The sequence below is a fragment of the Enterobacter cloacae complex sp. SYL003 genome, from assembly GCF_049236925.1.
Taxonomy (GTDB): Bacteria; Pseudomonadota; Gammaproteobacteria; order Enterobacterales; family Enterobacteriaceae; genus Enterobacter; species Enterobacter intestinihominis.
In genome coordinates this window covers 501326-520937 of sequence record NZ_JBMKJK010000001.1, presented here as the reverse complement: position 1 = coordinate 520937, position 19612 = coordinate 501326, and the positions used below count along the sequence as shown (strand labels likewise).

Here is a 19612-nt window from a genome sequence, read left to right as displayed (position 1 = left end):
TTAAAAAGTAACGCCCATTTTGATACTGAGTTCCGGGTGCTGATCGACATACTTCATGTAGCTTTCCGGGCTGGTGGTGAAGGTGACGACCGGGTCGATCAGATCTTCACAATTGAGATAACCGTTCATCAGCAATTCCCAGCAGGTCTCTTCAATACGCTTGCGACTCCAGCGTGGATAATCCGGGTTGGGTTCACTGCATGCGCGGGAGAAGACAATCTTCGCGTTGTTGAAGTGTGCTTCGCGGCCCAGGTTGAAGCCTGCCGCAAAAGGTTTGGCGAAAGCCACGTAAGAGATCGTGCCGCCGTAGGCAAGTCCGCGCAGCGCAGATTGCAGCGCATCTGCAAAGCCGCTGGTTTCGATGATCACATCCGCGCCCTGCTTGCCGGTCAGTTTCTTAATTTCAAGACCGACATCGGTACCGATTGGGTTCAGGCAGTGGTCTGCACCGTGACGGCGGGCGATCTCACAGCGATGTTCAATAGGATCGACACCAATAACCACTGACGCGCCAGCTTTTTTCGCCAGCTGAATCGCAATCTGGCCAATAGCGCCCAGCCCGACAACTACAACGAAATCCCCTACGCGGACGTTAGCATCACGCACGCCGCTCATGGCGAACTGAGCCGGATCGTAACAAACAGCGTTTTTCCAGGATGCGCCCTGCGGCATTTTGCGCAGCTTATAGTTGTTCACCGCGTTGACGATGACCGTTTCCTGCAATGGGCCGTAGCAGCAAACGCTGTCGCCGATCTGGTATTCCGTTACGTCCGCACCACATTCGATGATGTCGCCGACGATCATGTTTCCCAGTTGGAATTTACCAAATTCGATGCCGCGTGCTGCCCCCTCTTCACGTGGGGTAAACATCTGCCACTCGGCGTTAAACTCTTCATCAATGAACGGGCTTGCCGCGCGGAAATCCACAACTTCGGTGCCGTGTTTCGGGGCGCCATAACGGGCACGAATCTTCACTTCATGTGCTGCAACAGGACGATCTTCGTATTCCACCAGCGCCGCTACACGAGGCGCTGTCGCAACTAATTTTTTCATGACTCACTCCTTGTTAAAATCGGCCGCCTCAGCCCTTTACGCCGCCGGCGGTCAAACCACTTTTAATAAAACGTTCAGACAGGGCATACATAATGACAACGGGCAGTGCCGTCACCAGCGATGCCGCCATCATGCGACCCCAGATGTAATCTGGCGTACTGAAGAGCGTGTTCAGCCCCACCGGCAACGTGAAGTTGCTGGCGCTGGACAGGAAAATGGAGGCGAACAGGTAGTCATTCCACGCCACCATGAAGCAGTAAACGAAGACTGACACCAGACCCGAGATCGCCAGCGGCACGGTGATGCGGAAGATGATTTGCAGGCGGTTCAGGCCGTCCATCATCGCGGCTTCTTCGATTTCGTCCGGGATAGTGTCGAAATAGCTGCGCAGCATAAAGACCGCAGTCGGCAACGTCTGCGTCACCATGGTGATGATCAGCGCCAGTTCGGTGTCATAAATGCCGAGCGCGGTGATGATTTTGAACAGCGGCACTACCAGCAGGATCCCGGAGAACATATAGACGGTGTAGAAGCTCGCATTGATCGTCGTGCGCCCTTTAAAGCGCAGTTTGGATAACGCATAAGCGCCCAGCGTACCGAGAAACACCGCAATGACCGAGGAGGTCAGCGACACCACCATGCTGTTACGGAAATAATCCACAAACGGGAAAATCAGCGGGTTAAAGATGTCGATGTAGTGCTGTAACGTCCACTCCTGCGGCAGGATAGTCGGGTGCAGTGAGATCGCCTCTTTCGCGCTTTTGAACGATGTCATCAGCATCACAAAAAACGGAAACAGCGTGATAATCAGGAATACCGCCAGTCCCAGATAAAAACCGATACGGCCCAGAACGCGTTTATTTGTTGCCATTGAGGTTTACCCTTTTTCTGGTCAGCAGAATGACAGCGAAGATGATCACAAACAGCACAACGGAAATGGCGGCTGCTTTACCCAGGTCATTGAACGCAAAGGCGGTTTTGTAGAGATATACGCCCAGAATGTCGACCTTGGTGGTGAGCAGATAAACATCCGCAAACATGTAGAACATCCAGATGGTGCGCAGCGTGACCACCGTGGCCAGCACCGGCATGATGGCGGGCAACGTCACGATACGAAAACGCTGCCAGGCATTCGCCCCGTCCATCTCTGCCGCTTCGTACAAGGATTTATCAATGGTCTGTAGAATCGCGAGGAACGAGATAAAGGCATACGGGAAGTAACGCCAGATGGCGAACAGCACGACCAGGACAAAACTGCTGCCAGGGTTATCGAACCACAGCGGCGCCTGATCGTAGAGATGCAGCAGATCAACGCCAAGATAGTTCACAATTCCGTAGCCGTTGTTGAACATGTATTTCCAGGCAAATACCAGTGAAATAGACGGCGTCACATAGGACAGTATCACCAGTGAACGTGCCGTTTTCCGCATGCGGAATTCACGGTTAAAGAAGATCGCTACGGCCAGCCCCAGTCCGGTGCTGCCAATCACCACCAGCGCCGTATACCAGAACGTCATCCACAGGGAGTGCCAGAACGCAGCATCGCCCAGGATGCGAATGTAGTTATCCAGACCGACGAACACCGCATCAATACGCGGATTCAGCGGTAAACGTAAAAAACTGATTTCAATGTTTGAAATCATTGGCCAGGCCACCAGGCCCCCCAGCAAAATCAGGCTGGGGGCCAACAGCAGCATGGCGAAAGGCATATCTGAACGACCAGAAAACAACGTCTTCATAATTCCCTTCGCAAAGCGCTCCTATCGTTGTGATATCAGGTCAGTCAGTTTCTTCTGGCTGTTGCTTAACGTCGCATTGAGATCTTTTTGTCCCACCGTCACGTTATGCACCATGGAACTGATAATGCCGGACCCGGTAACATCTCCCATGCGGGTAAAGTTCTTGTCGCCCACGGCACCAAACACCTGGACGTTCGGGAACTGCGCAATCAGCTCGTAAGGCAGTTGACCAAAGGCCTTGATAACGTCGTTGTTTTTCCAGGAATCAGTGCCCACCACGAGTTTATTGACCGGTAGCGCGGCGCCCGGAGACATCATGACCCAATCAGAGGCGTTCTGAGCCTGCTCCATCCAGGTGACAAATTTCTCGGCGGCCTGCGTTTCCTCTTCGGTCTGGCCGGTAGTGATCGTCAAAGAAGTGATCATGCCGTACACGGCTGATGATTTTTCCGTCGGGACAACGAACCCCAGGTTGGCCGGATTGCCATCTTTGAAGACCGCGGGCAGGATATAGGTAGAGTAAACGGCCATAGGCGCAGAACCGTTCATGAAGGCGTCTTTGATCTCCATGACATCATTCGAGCCCGGCATGGTGTTCGCGGCCAGTGCCCTATAAAACTCCAGCGCTTTCGACATCTCAGGGGTATCGATTTTCACGCTGCCGTTTGCATCAAAGACGTTGGCCCCTCCTGACAAAGCAAATTGCGAGAAAGCCTGCTCCGTCATGACGCTTTCTGCGGTTGGAAGCGCGATACCGTAATGTTTTTTAGCCGGATCGTTGAGCGCCTGACTGGCTTTCAGCAGTTGTTCCCAGTTGTGCGGTTCCTCGATCCCCGCTGCCGCGAGCGCATCTTTGTGATACCAGACGCCGGACAGCCAGGCGCTAACCGGCACCCCCGTCCATGCGCTGCCATCTTCCGTGCGAACAACGCGTAAAATACCGTCGTAAAATGTCTCCTCGCCCACCGCCTTGACGGCGCGGCCGATGGCGTCACGATCCAGCAATTGCTCTTTATCCATGACTTTGGCGTAGTCATGACTGATCTCTATCACCTCCGGTAGCGCACCGGTACGTGCCAGAGTAATAACCTTGGTGTTATAGGCATCTTCCTCAACGGGTACCTGTTTCACCGTTATAGTCGGGTTCTCTTTTTCGAATTTTTCAATCAATTTCGTGATAACGGCCTGACGCTCCTGTTCTACCGACGAGTGCATAAACTCAATGGTGACCTGAGATGCTTTATCGTCCTTACAGCCTGATAACAGGGCGCACGAAACCAGTGCTGATAACAGCACAATTTTTGGCATTTTCATTTTAGGGTCCTTTTTAGTTTTCTTTAATCCACATTACCTGCCATGGATTGAGGATCAGCTCCGTACCGCTAATATCCTGTCCTGATAATAATTCCTTACCAGAAAGCGTTTGTTCATAAACGGTCTGCATTTTATTGCTAAAATTAAATAATGCTGTAATTCGCTCGCCATTTTCAGCAACACGAATAATTTTAAGAATTTGTTTACCCACTGCGTCGAAAGCAGCCTGACTATCCGGATGGAACGCCCTCTCGCCGCGACGAATAGCGATAAACTCACTCAAACGAGAATAAATTTGATAACGAATACTCTTCTTATTATTCAGTTCGCTATCAAGCTGCCCCGCCGTGTATTTTTTCCGGTTAATCGCGCGGTTATATCCGAGGCGTTCGACGCCTTCATAATCGTTCCGCGAACCAAGAATGCTCTGAATATAAACAGCCGGGACGCCTGGGAAACTTAACAACACAGCATGCGCGAGGAGGAACCGTGCAATACGTTCCTCATCTGAACTGTCTTGTAAACTTAACGCATCAAGATAGGTGACATTAATTTCATAAGGGCTTCGCGTTCCGTCAGGATTATTTTTCCAGTTGACCAGCGCGCCTTCCTGCTGAAGATTTTCGACCAACGAGAGGATCTCTGATTCCGGAAGAATGCCGCGCAGCGGATTCAAACCGATACCATCATGCGAGGCCAGGAAATTAAACCATGTAGTGTGTGAAGAAGGCAGTGCCAGCGACCCCGCCCATTGGCAAAGTGCTTTCACATCCTGACGATGAACGGCATGCAGCACCAGCGGAGGTAAGGAAAACTGATAGACCATCTGGGCTTCGTTTTCACCATCACCGAAGTAAGAGATGTTGTCTTTGTGCGGAACATTTGTCTCAGTAATGATCACCGTTCCAGGTGCCACGGCGTCCGTAATGGCGCGGAACAGCTGAATAAGGCAATGGGTTTGTTCCAGATGGATGCAGGTTGTTCCCGGGATTTTCCACATAAACCCGACCGCATCCAGACGAATATAACGCGCCCCTTCCATGAGGTAATGGAGCAGAACGTCAACCATTGCAATCAGTACCTGCGGCGAGGCGAAATTGAGATCGATCTGGTCATCGCTGAATGTAGTCCATAAATGACGAACGCTGCCATCATTAAGCGTAAACGGCGTCAACAGCGGTAAAGCGCGTGGGCGCGTCACCGCGGATAAATCGGTTTCCGGGTCGACAGAAATAAAGAAATCTTCATAACCAGGCTTCTGCGCAAGATAATTCGCAAACCATTCGCTTTTCGCTGACATATGATTGCAAACGAAATCAAACATTAAGCTGGCTGACTGTTTTAATTCCGCGACATCGCGCCAGTTTCCCGTTTCAGGTGCAACGGTATGATAATCAATAACTGAAAAACCATCATCTGATGACCACGGATAGAAAGGTAAAAGATGGACATGAGAAAAAGTACGAGAAAGCCACTCATTATAGAACCGGGTAAATACCGGCAATGCTTTCTCCCCTTTCGCGGAGATCTGATCGGCATAGGTAATCAGAACAACATCTTTTTCATCCCAGCCTGACTTACGCTTCTCCGTAATATTAACCGCCGCCTGTTGAAGCTTAGTTAATAACACGTCAAGGTGTGCATCTGAAAATGATTCACCGTAAATATGATTGATAAGGTATTTAATTTTTGCGTTCACATTATTTTCCATGGTAGCGGTCCCACGGAGTGGCAATCTACTCCCATGAAAAATATCTGTCAACGGACCTGGGGGCTGAAAAAGGCATTCTCAAAGCAGCGCAACGCAGTAATGTGAGCTGCCGCAAAGAAAGAGAAAAAGCAGAGGGGGAATTCATGCCCTCTCTCAGCGCGAGAAAGGGCTTATATGAGCGGGATTAGCGTGAAAAGTAGCGACGTGAAACGCGTTTTGCCAGTTTTTGTAACAGCGGCTCCAGGGCGACCGCCAGCAACATTCTGACCGGCTTACGGGCAACAGACTTGATCGCCCAGCCCGCCACACCAGCCGGACCATAACGTAACGCCGTCATCAGAACCAGTTTACCTGCGATTTTCAGGCCGGGTTTTACCTTCTGACCGGCCTGTTGCCAGTTTTGTTTCATGTAAGTTCTCTCTTAAAGCTGACGGAAACGACTTCTCAGCGTAAAGGTATCGGAGGTGACATAACGTTCCATCTCGCGCAATCGCTTCTCCCCTGCGCTCAGCTGTTCATCCACCGCGTTAAGAAGATCGCTGCTGGTTGGCGTGTTTTCCGCATCCAGTTCACCTTCCGGCATCGGATCAAGTACAAACGACAGAATGATGTAAGCCACCAGTGTAATAAAGGCCAGGCCAAAGAAAATCGACAATACGGTGACCACACGTACCAGTTTTACCGGGACATCCAGATAGTGTGCCAGCCCGGCGCAAACGCCCCGAACCATGCCCTGCTGCGGGATGCGCCACAGTTTTTTATTCAGATTTAGTCCAGCCATTAACGCTCCCTCCAGTTCGGGTGTTCCGCATCCAGGATGGCTTCCAGCGCCTGAATACGTTCGCGCATTTTGTTTGCCTCAGAAGAGAGCTGCGCCAGCCGCTGTTGCTCGCTTTGCGACAGCTCCCCGCGAGAAGAGCGGTTGCTGTAGTGCAGCCATAACCAGATGGGCAGAACAAACAGCACGAAAATTGTCAGGGGTATTGCCAGAAAAAGCGCGCTCATGTGTACTCCTTGTCTTGCGATGCGGCACGCTCAGGTGCCGCAGGATTTATTATTGGTTGTCTTGCTTCATTTTGGCTTTCAGCGCCGCCAGCTGCTCGCTAATTTCATCATCGGCTTTCAGGTCAGCAAACTGCTGATCCAGGGTTTTCTGCTTACCGATGCTGTGGCTTTCGGCTTCCGCTTCCATGTGGTCGATACGACGTTCGAACGATTCGAAACGCGCCATCGCTTCATCCAGTTTGCCGCTGTCCAGCTGGCGACGCACGTCGCGGGACGAACTTGCAGCCTGGTGGCGCAGCGCCAGCGCCTGTTGACGTGCACGGGTTTCGCTGAGTTTATTTTCAAGCTCACCAATCTCTTTCTTCATACGCGTCAGAGTATCATCCACCAGCGTCACTTCATGTTCCAGCGTGGCCACCATGTCGGTCAGCTTCTGCTTCTCAATCAGCGCAGCGCGGGCCAGATCTTCTTTATCTTTGCGCAGCGCCAGTTCAGCTTTTTCCTGCCACTCGTTAAGCTGGGCAGTCGCCTGCTCGATACGACGCGTTAACTGCTTCTTCTCTGCCAGCGCGCGGGCGGAGGTGGAGCGTACTTCAACCAGCGTGTCTTCCATCTCCTGAATCATCAGGCGCACCAGCTTCTGCGGATCTTCTGCTTTCTCCAGCAGCGAGTTGATGTTGGCGTTCACGATGTCGGCAAAACGAGAAAAAATACCCATAATTCAATCCTCATAGTTCTGTTATCGGGCGATGCCCTGCTGAGTAGTTAATACAAATCCCATGCCAACTTTTTATCTTATTGATTTTACTGGGTGTGATTGATATTTATCCATCCAGCGGCTATTCTCACCTGGTGAATATCACTAAGGAGTGGTTAATTTCATCATGGCTGAATATAAAGACAATTTGCTTGGCGAGGCAAACAGCTTCCTGGAAGTGCTTGAGCAGGTATCGCGCCTGGCGCCGCTGAATAAACCGGTGCTCATTATCGGTGAGCGCGGAACGGGTAAAGAACTTATCGCTAACCGTCTGCACTTTCTGTCTGGCCGCTGGGACGGGCCTTTTATTTCGCTTAACTGCGCGGCGCTGAATGAAAATCTGCTCGACACGGAGCTTTTCGGTCATGAAGCCGGCGCGTTTACTGGCGCACAAAAACGGCACCCCGGTCGTTTTGAACGTGCCGACGGCGGAACGCTCTTTCTCGACGAGCTGGCGACCGCGCCAATGCTGGTGCAGGAAAAGCTGCTGCGCGTCATTGAGTATGGCGAACTGGAACGCGTTGGCGGAAGTCAGCCGCTTCAGGTAAACGTTCGCCTGGTGTGCGCCACTAACGCCGATCTGCCCGCGATGGTGGCAGAAGATAAATTCCGCGCCGACCTGCTGGACCGGCTGGCTTTCGATGTCGTCCAGTTGCCGCCGCTGCGTGAGCGACGCAGCGATATCATGCTGCTGGCCGATCAATTTGCCATTCAGATGTGCCGGGAACTGGGCCTGCCGCTCTTTCCGGGCTTCAGCGAACAGGCCACCGAGACCCTGCTCGGTTACCACTGGCCGGGGAATATCCGTGAACTGAAAAACGTGGTGGAACGGTCTGTTTACCGTCATGGCAGCAGCGAGACCGAACTGGACAACATTATTCTCGATCCGTTTCGGCGCGAGGTTAAACAGCCCCTTGCTCCGGCGGCGCGCCAGCATGATCCGGCGTTGCCGCTCGATTTACGCCAGTTCCAGCATCAGCAGGAGCAGCAACTGCTGGAACGGAGCCTGAAAGAGGCGAAATATAACCAGAAACGGGCAGCTGAACTGCTGGGTCTGACCTACCATCAGTTAAGGGCATTGCTCAAAAAACATCAAATGCGCTGACATTATCAGCACTTACCCCCAGACATTTTTACGAAGCAGGCGTAAGTGCGATACACTTTGCAGATCGAATCTAAAAACCTTAAAAACTATGCGCCTGGTTTTATCATCCCTGTTTGCACTCGGTCTGTTCAGCAATCTGGCCTTTGCTGCGCCCGATCGTACTGCGCCTCCTGATATTCGTGATAGTGGTTTCGTCTATTGCGTCAGCGGGCAAGTTGATACCTTTAACCCGCAAAAGGCGGGGAGCGGCGTGATTGTTGATACGCTGGCCGCACAGATTTACGATCGCCTGCTCGACGTCGATCCTTATACCTATCGGCTGGTTCCAGAGCTTGCTGAAAGTTGGGAAGTGCTTGATAACGGCGCCACGTACCGCTTCCGTCTACGCGATGATGTGGCTTTTCAGCACACCCCGTGGTTTACCCCAACCCGAAAGCTCAACGCGGATGACGTGGTTTTCACCTTCCAGCGCATCTTTAACCGCAACCATCCGTGGCATAACGTCAACGGCGGAAACTTCCCCTACTTCGACAGTCTGCAATTCGCGGACACGGTCAAAAGCGTTCGTAAGCTGGATAACCGCACGGTTGAGTTTCGCCTGACGCGCCCGGACGCCTCATTCCTCTGGCACCTGGCGACGCACTACGCGTCCGTCATGTCAGCCGAATACGCGGATCAGCTGACGATAAAGGATCGTCAGGAACGTCTCGATCGTGAGCCTGTGGGCACAGGACCCTTCCAGTTAGCTGAGTACCGCGCCGGACAATACATTCGCCTGCAACGACACGATCATTTCTGGCGCGGCAAACCGCTGATGCCGCAGGTTATTGTCGATCTGGGTTCAGGTGGAACAGGTCGCCTCTCCAAACTGCTGACCGGTGAGTGCGACGTTCTTGCGTGGCCTGCGGCCAGCCAGTTGACTATTTTGCGCGACGACCCCCGCCTGCGCCTGACCCTACGCCCGGGAATGAACATCGCCTATCTGGCGTTTAACACCGATAAGCCACCGCTGAATAATCCGGCCGTGCGCCATGCGCTGGCGTTAGCGATCAACAATCAGCGTCTGATGCAGTCGATTTATTACGGCACCGCGGAAACCGCCGCCTCTATTCTGCCCCGCGCCTCCTGGGCCTATGACGGCGAGGCGAAGATCACGGAATATAATCCGGCGAAAGCGCGCGAACAGCTTAAAGCACTGGGGGCAGAAAACCTGACGCTTCAGCTGTGGGTACCCACCAGCTCTCAGGCGTGGAACCCTAGCCCGCTGAAAACCGCCGAACTGTTGCAGGCAGATATGGCCCAGGTGGGCGTGAAGGTGATCATCGTTCCTGTCGAAGGCCGTTTCCAGGAGGCGCGTCTGATGGACATGAATCACGACTTAACGCTGGCTGGCTGGTCTACCGACAGTAACGACCCGGACAGCTTCTTCCGTCCGCTGCTGAGCTGTGCGGCGATCAACTCCCAGACCAACTACGCGCACTGGTGTAACCGGGAATTTGATGCTGTGCTGCAAAAAGCCCTCTCATCTCAACAGCTTGCTTCACGCATTGAGGCCTACGATGAAGCGCAAAATATTCTGGCCAGAGAGCTTCCCGTGTTGCCGCTTGCCTCTTCCCTGCGCCTTCAGGCCTACCGTTACGATATAAAAGGGCTGGTACTCAGCCCGTTTGGTAACGCCTCCTTCGCGGGCGTGACTCGTGAGGAAGAACAAGAGGTGAAAAAACCATGATTATATTTACCTTGCGGCGGCTGCTGTTACTGCTGGTCACCCTGTTCTTCCTGACCTTTGTCGGCTTTAGCCTTAGCTACTTTACGCCGCACGCCCCGCTTCAGGGCTCATCCCTCTGGGACGCCTGGCTGTTCTGGTTTAACGGCCTGTTGCACTGGGATTTTGGCGTGTCCAGCATCAACGGACAGCTCATCTCTGAGCAGCTGAAGATGGTTTTCCCGGCCACCATGGAGCTGTGTATACTCGCCTTTGGCTTTGCCCTCATGGTGGGGATCCCGGTGGGGATGCTGGCGGGAATTTATCGCAATAAATGGCAGGATAAATTCATCAGCGCGCTTGCCTTAATTGGCTTTTCCATCCCTGTTTTCTGGCTGGCGCTGCTGCTTACCCTCTTCTTCTCACTGACGTTAGGCTGGCTTCCGGTGTCTGGCCGTTTCGACCTGCTGTATAACGTACAAACGGTGAGCGGCTTCGCCATCGTTGACGCCTGGCTTTCCGATTCAGTCTGGCGCGACGAAATGATCGTGAGCGCCCTGCGCCATATGGTGCTGCCAGTGCTCACGCTGGCCGTCGCACCGACGACCGAAGTGATCCGCCTGATGCGCATCAGCACTATCGAAGTCTTCGATCAAAACTATGTGAAAGCCGCCGCCACACGCGGACTGTCTCGCCTGACGATTCTACGTCGCCATGTGCTGCACAATGCGTTGCCGCCGGTAATCCCACGGCTTGGGCTGCAATTCTCAACCATGCTGACGCTGGCGATGATCACCGAGATGGTTTTCAGCTGGCCGGGCCTTGGACGCTGGATGATCAACGCCATTCGCCAGCAGGATTACGCTGCGATCTCCGCCGGAGTGATGGTGATTGGCTCGCTGGTTATTATTGTTAACGTTGTTTCCGATATTTTGGGTGCCATGGCCAACCCGTTGAAGCATAAGGAATGGTATGCCTTACGATAACGTCTACAGCGAAAAGCGCACGCCTGGTGCGCTACGCACCGTGTGGCGTAATTTCTACGGCGACACCACGGCGATGATCGGCTTTTACGGCTGCATTGGCCTCGTGTTGCTGTGTGTTTTGGGTTCGTGGTTTGCGCCGTATGGCATCGATCAGCAGTTCCTTGGTTATCAGCTTTTACCGCCATCGTGGTCGCGTTACGGGGAGGTTTCGTTCTTCCTGGGGACTGACGATCTCGGACGCGACGTGCTAAGTCGTTTACTGAGCGGCGCCGCACCTACGGTAGGCGGCGCGTTCGTGGTCACCCTTGCCGCCGCGATATGCGGCCTTGCGCTGGGCATTTTTGCCGGCTCTACCCACGGGCTGCGGTCTGCCGTGCTTAACCATATTCTTGATACCTTGCTCTCGATTCCTTCGCTGTTGCTGGCGATTATCGTCGTGGCCTTCGCGGGGCCGCACCTCACACATGCGATGTTCGCCGTCTGGCTGGCCATTCTGCCGCGCATGGTGCGATCGGTTTACAGCCTGGTTCACGACGAACTGGAGAAAGAATATGTCGTCGCCGCCCGTCTGGACGGTGCCACCACGTTTAATATTTTGTGGTTTGCCGTGCTGCCTAACATTGCCGCCGGGCTGGTGACGGAGATCACCCGCGCCCTGTCGATGGCGATTCTTGATATCGCAGCGCTGGGCTTCCTGGACCTGGGCGCACAGCTCCCCTCCCCGGAATGGGGCGCAATGCTCGGCGATGCGCTGGAGCTGATTTACGTTGCGCCGTGGACGGTCATGCTGCCGGGCGCGGCCATCATGGTGAGCGTTCTGCTCGTTAACCTGCTTGGCGACGGGATCCGCCGCGCAATCAATGCGGGGGTGCAATAATGCCGTTACTTGATATCCGCAACCTCACGATCGAAATTAAAACGGGCGAAGGCTGGGTTAAAGCGGTGGATCGCATCAGTATTACGCTCGCAGAGGGCGAAATACGCGGGCTGGTGGGCGAATCGGGTTCCGGTAAGAGTCTAATCGCCAAAGCCATTTGCGGCGTGGCGAAGGACAACTGGCGGGTGACCGCCGACCGTATGCGTTTCGACGACATCGATCTGTTGCGTCTCTCCCCGCGCGAACGCCGTAAACTGGTGGGCCATAACGTCTCGATGATTTTTCAGGAGCCGCAATCCTGTCTCGATCCGTCCGAGCGCGTTGGGAAACAGCTGATGCAGAATATCCCCGGCTGGACCTATAAAGGCCGCTGGTGGCAGCGTTTCGGCTGGCGTAAACGCCGTGCCATTGAGCTATTGCACCGTGTGGGGATCAAAGACCATAAAGACGCGATGCGCAGTTTCCCCTACGAACTGACCGACGGTGAATGCCAGAAAGTGATGATTGCTATCGCCCTGGCCAATCAGCCGCGTCTGCTGATTGCGGACGAACCGACGAACGCGATGGAGCCAACGACTCAGGCGCAGATTTTCCGCCTGCTCACGCGTCTGAACCAGAATAACAACACCACCATTTTGCTGATCAGCCATGACCTGCAAATGTTGAGCAAGTGGGCGGATAAAATTGACGTGATGTATTGCGGACAAACGGTAGAAACCGCGCCAAGTGAAGACCTGGTGACGACGCCGCATCATCCCTACACGCAGGCGCTGATCAGGGCGATCCCTGATTTCGGCAGCGCAATGCCACACAAGAGCCGTCTGAATACTCTGCCTGGCGCGATTCCGCTGCTGGAATCGCTGCCCATTGGCTGCCGTCTGGGTCCGCGTTGCCCGTATGCTCAGCGTAAATGCATTGAAACACCGCGCCTGACAGGGCCGAAAAATCATCTGTTTGCCTGTCATTTCCCGCTGAACATGGAGAGAGAGTGAAATGGTCGAAACCTTACTGGAAGTGCGTAACCTGAGTAAGACCTTTCGCTATCGCACCGGCCTGTTTCACCGTCAGACCGTCGAGGCGGTTAAACCGCTGAGTTTTACGCTGCGCGAAAAGCAGACGCTGGCGATTATCGGTGAAAACGGCTCGGGCAAATCGACCCTGGCAAAAATGCTCGCGGGTATGGTTGAGCCAAGCGGCGGTGAAATACTGATTGACGATCATCCTCTGGAATTTGGTGACTACTCTTTCCGCAGCCAGCGCATTCGGATGATTTTTCAGGATCCGTCAACGTCCCTCAACCCGCGCCAGCGTATTTCGCAGATCCTGGATTTCCCGCTGCGGTTGAATACCGACCTGGAGCCGGAAGCGCGTCGCAAACGGATTGTCGAAACCCTGCGTCTGGTAGGTCTCCTGCCCGACCATGTCAGCTATTACCCCCACATGCTGGCCCCTGGCCAAAAACAGCGTCTCGGACTGGCCCGCGCGCTGATCCTGCGCCCGAAGGTCATTATCGCCGACGAAGCGCTGGCGTCGCTGGACATGTCGATGCGTTCGCAACTCATCAACCTGATGCTGGAGCTACAGGAAAAGCAGGGGATATCGTATATCTACGTGACTCAGCACCTGGGCATGATGAAGCACATCAGCGATCAGGTGCTGGTGATGCACCAGGGTGAAGTCGTTGAGCGCGGCAGTACCGCTGACGTGCTGGCCTCCCCGCTCCACGACCTGACAAAACGCCTGATTGCCGGACACTTTGGTGAAGCATTGACGGCCGATGCGTGGCGGAAAGATCGTTAGCCGTTGCGTAACCCGCTTGCCAGCAGAGTAAACACCTCGATGGCATGCGGCAGCGTCTTCTGCGGCTCGTCACTCGCGGCAATCATCAAGGCAGCATTCAGCGCAACGCCGTTCAACAGATGGGCTGCGACTTTCGCATCCATTTTTTTAAGCACGTTGCGTTCGATTAATTTTTCGATGGTCTGGCGGGTCGACTCAAGACAGCTGTTCTGGCTGGGCCATTGCGCCGGATCGCCCAGAACGGCCGGACCGTCAAGAAGCACGATACGCTGAACTTCCGGAACGAGCGCCATGTTGATGTAGGCGATACCCTCCGCCAGCAGTCTTTCCCAATCATCGTCTGTGGCCGCGGCAACGGCTTTCGCGTTGCCCGCCATTTCGCTGTCTATCTGCGCGACCACCGCCGCCAGTAACCCTTTCTTATCTCTGAAATTATGATACAGCGCACCGCGCGTTAACCCCACGCTTGCCGTCAGTTCATCCATCGACGCTGCAGCAAAGCCTTTCTCAGCAAACGCCTTTCGCGCCGCATGAATCAATTTTTCGCGATTTTCCTGAGCCGTTTCAGCACGACGTTTTGTAGCCATAGAACTTCCTATAAAAGCGATATTTTTAATTTGACATACGCGGCGTATGTGAATTACATTTTTTCACATACATTGCGTATGTTACTTCTCTTAAGTAACCACAACAACGCCTCTGACAGAAAAGGAAATGCCATGCATCCACGTAATCCTGTCTTCCCTGTCAATCGACATGCCCTTTATGAGGAACATGGCTATTCGGCTGCCATTCGCTCTGGCGATCTGTTATTTGTTTCCGGTCAGGTCGGCAGCCGCAGCGATGGCACGCCTGAGCCTGATTTCGCCGCTCAGGTGCAGTTGGCATTCGATAATTTACAGGCGACTTTGGCCGCCGCAGGATGCACTTTTGACGATCTGATTGATGTCACGACGTTTCATACCGATCCAGAAAACCAGTTCCCCGTCATCATGGAGGTGAAGAAACTGGTGTTTCCACAGCCACCTTACCCAAACTGGACGGCTATCGGCGTTAACTGGCTGGCCGGATTTGATTTTGAAATTAAGGTTATTGCCCGAATCCCCTCGCCAGCGAATTAATATCCGGCCGTCTTAGCGTGAAGCTTCTGGCCAACCTCTGGTTGGATGAGGCGAACCCAGCACCTGGTGATATACTGCTGGAATACACACGAAATAGCCTGATAAAGAGTCAGTTCAACGTCTTTCGTGCGCCCAGTCACGGCACGTGAGCGAGAAATATCGTGACACAAGGGGCTGTGAGTGGGCTATAATTTCGAGCTAATTTCGAATGATTTTGAAATACTGCCTGTAACGCCATGAATTACAAGGCAAAATAAGCAATGAATATAAGGATTAAAGCTATGGGTTTTCTTTCCGGTAAGCGCATTCTGGTAACTGGCGTTGCCAGCAAACTGTCCATCGCATACGGCATCGCACAAGCTATGCATCGCGAAGGCGCTGAGCTGGCGTTCACCTACCAGAACGACAAGCTGAAAGGCCGTGTTGAAGAATTTGCCGCGCAGCTGGGTTCCAGCATTGTTCTGGAATGTGACGTTGCACAAGACGAAAGCATTGATGGCATGTTTGCTGAACTGGCAAAAGCATGGCCGAAATTCGACGGTTTCGTTCACTCCATCGGCTTCGCTCCGGGCGATCAGCTGGACGGCGACTACGTGAACGCGGTTACCCGTGATGGCTTCAAAATCGCTCATGACATCAGCTCCTACAGCTTCGTTGCGATGGCAAAATCCTGCCGCGCGATGCTGAACCCGGGCGCAGCCCTGCTGACCCTGTCCTATCTGGGCGCAGAACGCGCTATCCCTAACTACAACGTTATGGGTCTGGCGAAAGCGTCTCTGGAAGCCAACGTGCGCTATATGGCGAACGCAATGGGTCCTGAAGGCGTGCGTGTTAACGCAATTTCTGCGGGTCCAATCCGTACTCTGGCCGCTTCCGGGATCAAAGATTTCCGTAAAATGCTGGCACATTGCGAAGCGGTTACCCCGATTCGTCGTACCGTTACCATCGAAGATGTGGGTAACTCTGCGGCATTCCTGTGCTCTGACCTTTCCGCAGGTATCTCCGGCGAAGTGGTTCACGTGGACGGCGGCTTCAACATCGCAGCCATGAACGAGCTGGAAATCAAATAAGTCTGTTACTCTCTTCCCGCCTGGGAAGAGAGTTTTCTCCCCTCCCCGCACTTCGTTATTCCGTTCTGCTATTTGTTATCACCTAACAATATTTTTCCCCTCATCCGCCTTACGCCAGGATATTGATCGCCATTTTGAGATCAAGGAACGCCCATGGAACAACGCCGTTTTTCCGGCAAAGGCCACTGGTATCACGAAACCCAGTCGAATCATTCGCAGACGGACGTTCTGCCGCTGGTGCCTGAAGCCGCTAACGTCGACGATCGTTTTTTGCTCGATTTAGCCCTGCCTGACGACATTGCCGCAAGCTGTTGTGGGTGGCTTACGCCAGCCCGAACCTTGTGCCGCCTCTTATTCCCGCTCGATACTCCCGTAAACCGTCTGCACACGCTTAGCGCCTACGACAGACTGAGCACGGCGTTGACGGTTTCCCAGGCGTGTGGCGTCCAGCGGCTCTGTAACCACTACGCGGCGCTCCTCGCCCCCCTTCCGGGCCCCGACTCTTCCCGGGAAAGCAATCGACGCCTTGCAGAAATCACTCAGTATGCCCGCCAGCTGGCGAGCTCTCCGGACGTCATTGACGATAAAGCGCAAACTCAGCTTGATGAGGTGGGACTGACAACGTATGACATTGTGCTTATCAACCAGATCATCGGCTTTACTGGTTTTCAGGCGCGGGCGGTTGCAGTGTTTCAGGCGCTGCTTGGCCATCCGGTACGCTGGCTACCGGGACACCACATTCAGCCCCATACACTACCGCTGAGCTTTACCCGATGGACAGCCACCCAGCCCGTAGTCGAACTAAAATATGCCAGTGCGGTTCAACTTGAGGCGCTCTCACGCTGGCAGGCCGAACCTGCGCTTTCAGCGCTCACGCAGGTTCTCTGCCATGAGCCGATGCTGCTGAATCTGACGGGCGAGATACTGGTTAACCACCCACAAAGCGAAGCCCAGCCATCTGCATCGCTCTCAGCCGCCCATGCGCTGCTGCTTACGTCTCCCGATCGTTTTAGCGCCGCCCAGTTAACGCCTCTCACGGAGGCCGGTATCCCACCGGGCAAGGCAATTAACCTGTTAACCCACGGCGCTTTTAATGGCTGGCTGGACCGTCTTCGCGTGGCGCTTGGCAAAGAGGAATAACCACACGCTTTACCTAAAGAGCGCTTGCTGTAGCAGTGAGAATCGCGTAAAACTGTCAGCCGCTCAATGGCTACGAAAATAGAACATTATGTTTCAGGACAACCCGCTGCTAGCGCAGCTTAAACAGCAACTACATTCCCAGACGCCCCGTGCAGAAGGGGTCGTAAAAGCCACGGAAAAGGGCTTTGGCTTTCTTGAAGTTGACGGACAGAAGAGCTACTTCATTCCGCCTCCTCAGATGAAGAAAGTGATGCATGGCGACCGCATTTCGGCCGTTATTCATACCGAAAAGGAACGAGAGTCTGCCGAGCCGGAAGCACTGATCGAACCTTTCCTGACCCGCTTTGTCGGGAAAGTGCATAAAAAAGACGATCGTCTTTCTATCGTACCGGATCATCCTCTCCTGAAAGATGCCATCCCTTGCCGCGCTGCGCGTGGCGTTGAGCATGACTTTGTCGAGGGTGACTGGGCGGTTGCCGAAATGCGCCGTCATCCTTTAAAAGGCGATCGCGGTTTCTACGCCGAGCTGACCCAGTTCATCACCTTTGGCGACGACCATTTCGTCCCATGGTGGGTGACGCTGGCGCGCCACAACCTCGAAAAAGAAGCGCCGGATGGCGTCGCGACCAAAATGCAGGACGAAGGTCTTGAGCGTCGCGATCTGACAGCGCTGGACTTTGTCACCATCGACAGCGCCAGCACCGAGGATATGGACGATGCGCTGTATGCCGAAGAGGCAGCGGATGGCAAAATGCATCTGACCGTTGCCATCGCCGACCCTACCGCATGGATTGTCGAAGGCAGCAAGCTGGACGAAATGGCCAAAGTGCGTTCGTTCACCAACTACCTGCCGGGCTTCAACATCCCGATGCTGCCGCGCGAGCTTTCCGACGATCTCTGCTCCCTGCGTCCCCATGAAGTGCGTCCGGTACTGGCCTGCCGCATGACCATCGCGGCTGACGGTACCATTGAAGAAGATATCGAATTCTTCGCCGCCACCATCGAATCCAAAGCCAAACTGGCTTATGACAACGTGTCCGACTGGCTGGAAAATACCGGCAGCTGGAAGCCTGAATCCGATAATATCGCTGCGCAAATTCGTCTGCTGCATCGCGTCTGCCAGAGCCGCAGTGAGTGGCGCCAGACCCACGCCCTGGTATTTAAGGACCGCCCGGACTACCGCTTTGTGCTGGGGGAAAAAGGCGAAGTGCTCAACATCGTCGCCGAGCCACGCCGTATTGCCAACCGTATCGTTGAAGAAGCGATGATCTCCGCCAACATTTGCGCCGCACGCGTGCTGCGCGACAAGTTAGGCTTTGGCATTTACAACGTGCACACCGGCTTTGACCCGGCTAACACCGAAGCGCTGGCCGCCCTGCTCAAGACCCATGACGTCCACGTCGATCCGGAAGAGGTGCTGACCCTGCCAGGCTTCTGCAAGCTGCGCCGCGAGCTGGACGCACAGCCGTCAGGTTTCCTTGACAGCCGCATTCGCCGCTTCCAGTCCTTTGCGGAAATCAGCACGGAGCCAGGCCCGCACTTCGGTCTCGGTCTTGAGGCTTACGCCACCTGGACCTCCCCGATCCGTAAGTACGGCGACATGGTTAACCATCGTCTGCTGAAAGCGATCATCAAAGGGGAATCTGTTGCCCGGCCACAGGATGAGACTACGTTGCAGATGGCAGAGCGTCGCCGTCTGAACCGTATGGCGGAGCGTGATGTAGGCGACTGGTTGTACGCGCGTTTCCTGAATGATAAGGCAGGGACTGACACCCGTTTTCCGGCTGAAATCATTGACATCAGCCGCGGCGGTATGCGCGTGCGTCTGGTGGATAATGGCGCCGTTGCCTTTATTCCTGCCCCGTTCCTGCATGCCGTTCGCGACGAACTGGTTTGTAGCCAGGAAAACGGGACCGTGCAAATTAAAGGCGAAACGGTTTACAAAGTCACTGACGTGATTGATGTAAACATCGCTGAAGTCCGCATGGAAACCCGCAGCATTATCGCGCGCCCTGTCGCCTGATAACCGCGTAGACTCCCGGCCGTTCCGTTCAGGGATGGCCGGGAGTTCTCCCAAGCATTATCTCTCGCAAAATCATCGTTTTTTCTCACACTTTTCTGTTTCCTACCGCCACATTTCGCCAGAATTATCTACAGTAAAAAGAGCCGTCATAGTCGACTGCAAATGAATAATTTGTGCGCTACTCAGCAGCCGCGGGAGAAAACGGG

The 19612-nt window shown here is 54.1% G+C and carries 20 protein-coding genes; 10 read left to right on the top strand and 10 right to left on the bottom strand.

The features are described 5' to 3' along the window. From ACOT1A_RS02525 to pspA, 9 genes are all read right to left on the bottom strand, one after another. Nucleotides 1-1053 carry a zinc-dependent alcohol dehydrogenase gene (locus ACOT1A_RS02525; RefSeq protein ID WP_015570403.1) on the bottom strand — a complete coding sequence of 351 codons (1053 nt, stop codon included), beginning with the start codon at nt 1051-1053 and terminating at the stop codon, nt 1-3. A 28-nt stretch (nt 1054-1081) separates the two neighbouring features. Beyond that, nucleotides 1082-1924, bottom strand: a complete 843-nt coding sequence (locus tag ACOT1A_RS02520; RefSeq protein WP_003856865.1) for a carbohydrate ABC transporter permease — start codon at nt 1922-1924, stop codon at nt 1082-1084. Further along, nucleotides 1911-2792, bottom strand: a complete 882-nt coding sequence (locus tag ACOT1A_RS02515) for a carbohydrate ABC transporter permease (RefSeq protein ID WP_022648300.1) — start codon at nt 2790-2792, stop codon at nt 1911-1913. The genes ACOT1A_RS02520 and ACOT1A_RS02515 overlap by 14 nt, the downstream gene beginning before the upstream one ends. A 21-nt stretch (nt 2793-2813) precedes the next feature. Next, on the bottom strand, nt 2814-4106 hold the full coding sequence (locus ACOT1A_RS02510; RefSeq protein WP_023300247.1) for an ABC transporter substrate-binding protein: 1293 nt from the start codon (nt 4104-4106) through the stop codon (nt 2814-2816). Nucleotides 4107-4119: 13 nt separating this feature from the next. Beyond that, a complete protein-coding gene (locus ACOT1A_RS02505; RefSeq protein ID WP_045308902.1) occupies nt 4120-5817 on the bottom strand; it encodes a sugar phosphorylase in 1698 nt (565 codons plus the stop codon). Between the two features lie 184 nt (nt 5818-6001). Then, complete coding sequence (pspD, locus tag ACOT1A_RS02500) at nt 6002-6226, bottom strand: phage shock protein PspD (RefSeq protein ID WP_006810818.1); 225 nt, start codon at nt 6224-6226, stop codon at nt 6002-6004. A gap of 12 nt (nt 6227-6238) precedes the next feature. Further along, nucleotides 6239-6598, bottom strand: a complete 360-nt coding sequence (gene pspC, locus ACOT1A_RS02495; protein ID WP_006810819.1) for an envelope stress response membrane protein PspC — start codon at nt 6596-6598, stop codon at nt 6239-6241. Beyond that, nucleotides 6598-6822: an envelope stress response membrane protein PspB gene (gene pspB, locus ACOT1A_RS02490; protein ID WP_022648304.1), complete on the bottom strand. Its 225-nt coding sequence runs from the start codon at nt 6820-6822 to the stop codon at nt 6598-6600. The genes pspC and pspB overlap by 1 nt, the downstream gene beginning before the upstream one ends. A gap of 49 nt (nt 6823-6871) precedes the next feature. Then, a complete protein-coding gene (pspA, locus tag ACOT1A_RS02485) occupies nt 6872-7540 on the bottom strand; it encodes a phage shock protein PspA (RefSeq protein ID WP_022651342.1) in 669 nt (222 codons plus the stop codon). Between the two features lie 151 nt (nt 7541-7691). Between pspA and pspF the strand changes: the two genes are divergently transcribed. The 6 genes from pspF (at nt 7692) to sapF (ending at nt 14052) form a co-directional block, all read left to right on the top strand. Continuing rightward, entirely contained in the window at nt 7692-8684 is a 993-nt protein-coding gene (gene pspF, locus ACOT1A_RS02480) for a phage shock protein operon transcriptional activator (protein ID WP_162882544.1), read from the top strand. An 88-nt stretch (nt 8685-8772) separates the two neighbouring features. Beyond that, on the top strand, nt 8773-10413 hold the full coding sequence (gene sapA / locus ACOT1A_RS02475; RefSeq protein ID WP_276169783.1) for an ABC transporter substrate-binding protein SapA: 1641 nt from the start codon (nt 8773-8775) through the stop codon (nt 10411-10413). After that, nucleotides 10410-11375, top strand: coding sequence for a putrescine export ABC transporter permease SapB (gene sapB, locus ACOT1A_RS02470; RefSeq protein ID WP_022648308.1), 966 nt, complete (start codon nt 10410-10412; stop codon nt 11373-11375). Before sapA ends, sapB begins: the two co-directional genes overlap by 4 nt. Next, a complete protein-coding gene (sapC, locus tag ACOT1A_RS02465; RefSeq protein WP_003856843.1) occupies nt 11362-12252 on the top strand; it encodes a putrescine export ABC transporter permease SapC in 891 nt (296 codons plus the stop codon). Before sapB ends, sapC begins: the two co-directional genes overlap by 14 nt. Continuing rightward, entirely contained in the window at nt 12252-13244 is a 993-nt protein-coding gene (gene sapD / locus ACOT1A_RS02460) for a putrescine export ABC transporter ATP-binding protein SapD (protein ID WP_003856840.1), read from the top strand. The genes sapC and sapD overlap by 1 nt, the downstream gene beginning before the upstream one ends. A gap of 1 nt (nt 13245) precedes the next feature. Continuing rightward, a complete protein-coding gene (gene sapF, locus ACOT1A_RS02455) occupies nt 13246-14052 on the top strand; it encodes a putrescine export ABC transporter ATP-binding protein SapF (protein WP_003856838.1) in 807 nt (268 codons plus the stop codon). Here the strand turns inward: sapF and ACOT1A_RS02450 are convergent. Beyond that, nucleotides 14049-14639 carry a TetR/AcrR family transcriptional regulator gene (locus tag ACOT1A_RS02450; protein ID WP_022648309.1) on the bottom strand — a complete coding sequence of 197 codons (591 nt, stop codon included), beginning with the start codon at nt 14637-14639 and terminating at the stop codon, nt 14049-14051. The genes sapF and ACOT1A_RS02450 overlap by 4 nt on opposite strands. A 132-nt stretch (nt 14640-14771) precedes the next feature. Here ACOT1A_RS02450 and ACOT1A_RS02445 point away from each other — a divergent pair, with 132 nt between their 5' ends. The 4 genes from ACOT1A_RS02445 (at nt 14772) to ACOT1A_RS02430 (ending at nt 19406) form a co-directional block, all read left to right on the top strand. After that, nucleotides 14772-15173 (top strand): RidA family protein, encoded by a 402-nt coding sequence (locus ACOT1A_RS02445; RefSeq protein ID WP_022648310.1) that lies wholly within the window; start codon nt 14772-14774, stop codon nt 15171-15173. A 281-nt stretch (nt 15174-15454) separates the two neighbouring features. After that, nucleotides 15455-16243 carry an enoyl-ACP reductase FabI gene (gene fabI / locus ACOT1A_RS02440; protein ID WP_003856831.1) on the top strand — a complete coding sequence of 263 codons (789 nt, stop codon included), beginning with the start codon at nt 15455-15457 and terminating at the stop codon, nt 16241-16243. A gap of 153 nt (nt 16244-16396) precedes the next feature. Then, a complete protein-coding gene (locus ACOT1A_RS02435) occupies nt 16397-17383 on the top strand; it encodes a CMD domain-containing protein (protein WP_276169784.1) in 987 nt (328 codons plus the stop codon). 88 nt (nt 17384-17471) lie between these two features. Further along, entirely contained in the window at nt 17472-19406 is a 1935-nt protein-coding gene (locus ACOT1A_RS02430; protein WP_023300251.1) for an exoribonuclease II, read from the top strand. Nucleotides 19407-19612 lie beyond the last annotated feature (206 nt).

Coding starts and splice junctions, on each gene's coding strand:
- ACOT1A_RS02525 (WP_015570403.1), bottom strand. CDS start 1,053: ATGAAAAAATTAGTTGCGACAGCGCCTCGTGTAGCGGCGCTGGTGGAA.
- ACOT1A_RS02520 (WP_003856865.1), bottom strand. CDS start 1,924: ATGGCAACAAATAAACGCGTTCTGGGCCGTATCGGTTTTTATCTGGGA.
- ACOT1A_RS02515 (WP_022648300.1), bottom strand. CDS start 2,792: ATGAAGACGTTGTTTTCTGGTCGTTCAGATATGCCTTTCGCCATGCTG.
- ACOT1A_RS02510 (WP_023300247.1), bottom strand. CDS start 4,106: ATGAAAATGCCAAAAATTGTGCTGTTATCAGCACTGGTTTCGTGCGCC.
- ACOT1A_RS02505 (WP_045308902.1), bottom strand. CDS start 5,817: ATGGAAAATAATGTGAACGCAAAAATTAAATACCTTATCAATCATATT.
- pspD (WP_006810818.1), bottom strand. CDS start 6,226: ATGAAACAAAACTGGCAACAGGCCGGTCAGAAGGTAAAACCCGGCCTG.
- pspC (WP_006810819.1), bottom strand. CDS start 6,598: ATGGCTGGACTAAATCTGAATAAAAAACTGTGGCGCATCCCGCAGCAG.
- pspB (WP_022648304.1), bottom strand. CDS start 6,822: ATGAGCGCGCTTTTTCTGGCAATACCCCTGACAATTTTCGTGCTGTTT.
- pspA (WP_022651342.1), bottom strand. CDS start 7,540: ATGGGTATTTTTTCTCGTTTTGCCGACATCGTGAACGCCAACATCAAC.
- sapA (WP_276169783.1), top strand. CDS start 8,773: ATGCGCCTGGTTTTATCATCCCTGTTTGCACTCGGTCTGTTCAGCAAT.
- sapB (WP_022648308.1), top strand. CDS start 10,410: ATGATTATATTTACCTTGCGGCGGCTGCTGTTACTGCTGGTCACCCTG.
- sapC (WP_003856843.1), top strand. CDS start 11,362: ATGCCTTACGATAACGTCTACAGCGAAAAGCGCACGCCTGGTGCGCTA.
- sapD (WP_003856840.1), top strand. CDS start 12,252: ATGCCGTTACTTGATATCCGCAACCTCACGATCGAAATTAAAACGGGC.
- sapF (WP_003856838.1), top strand. CDS start 13,246: ATGGTCGAAACCTTACTGGAAGTGCGTAACCTGAGTAAGACCTTTCGC.
- ACOT1A_RS02450 (WP_022648309.1), bottom strand. CDS start 14,639: ATGGCTACAAAACGTCGTGCTGAAACGGCTCAGGAAAATCGCGAAAAA.
- ACOT1A_RS02445 (WP_022648310.1), top strand. CDS start 14,772: ATGCATCCACGTAATCCTGTCTTCCCTGTCAATCGACATGCCCTTTAT.
- fabI (WP_003856831.1), top strand. CDS start 15,455: ATGGGTTTTCTTTCCGGTAAGCGCATTCTGGTAACTGGCGTTGCCAGC.
- ACOT1A_RS02435 (WP_276169784.1), top strand. CDS start 16,397: ATGGAACAACGCCGTTTTTCCGGCAAAGGCCACTGGTATCACGAAACC.
- ACOT1A_RS02430 (WP_023300251.1), top strand. CDS start 17,472: ATGTTTCAGGACAACCCGCTGCTAGCGCAGCTTAAACAGCAACTACAT.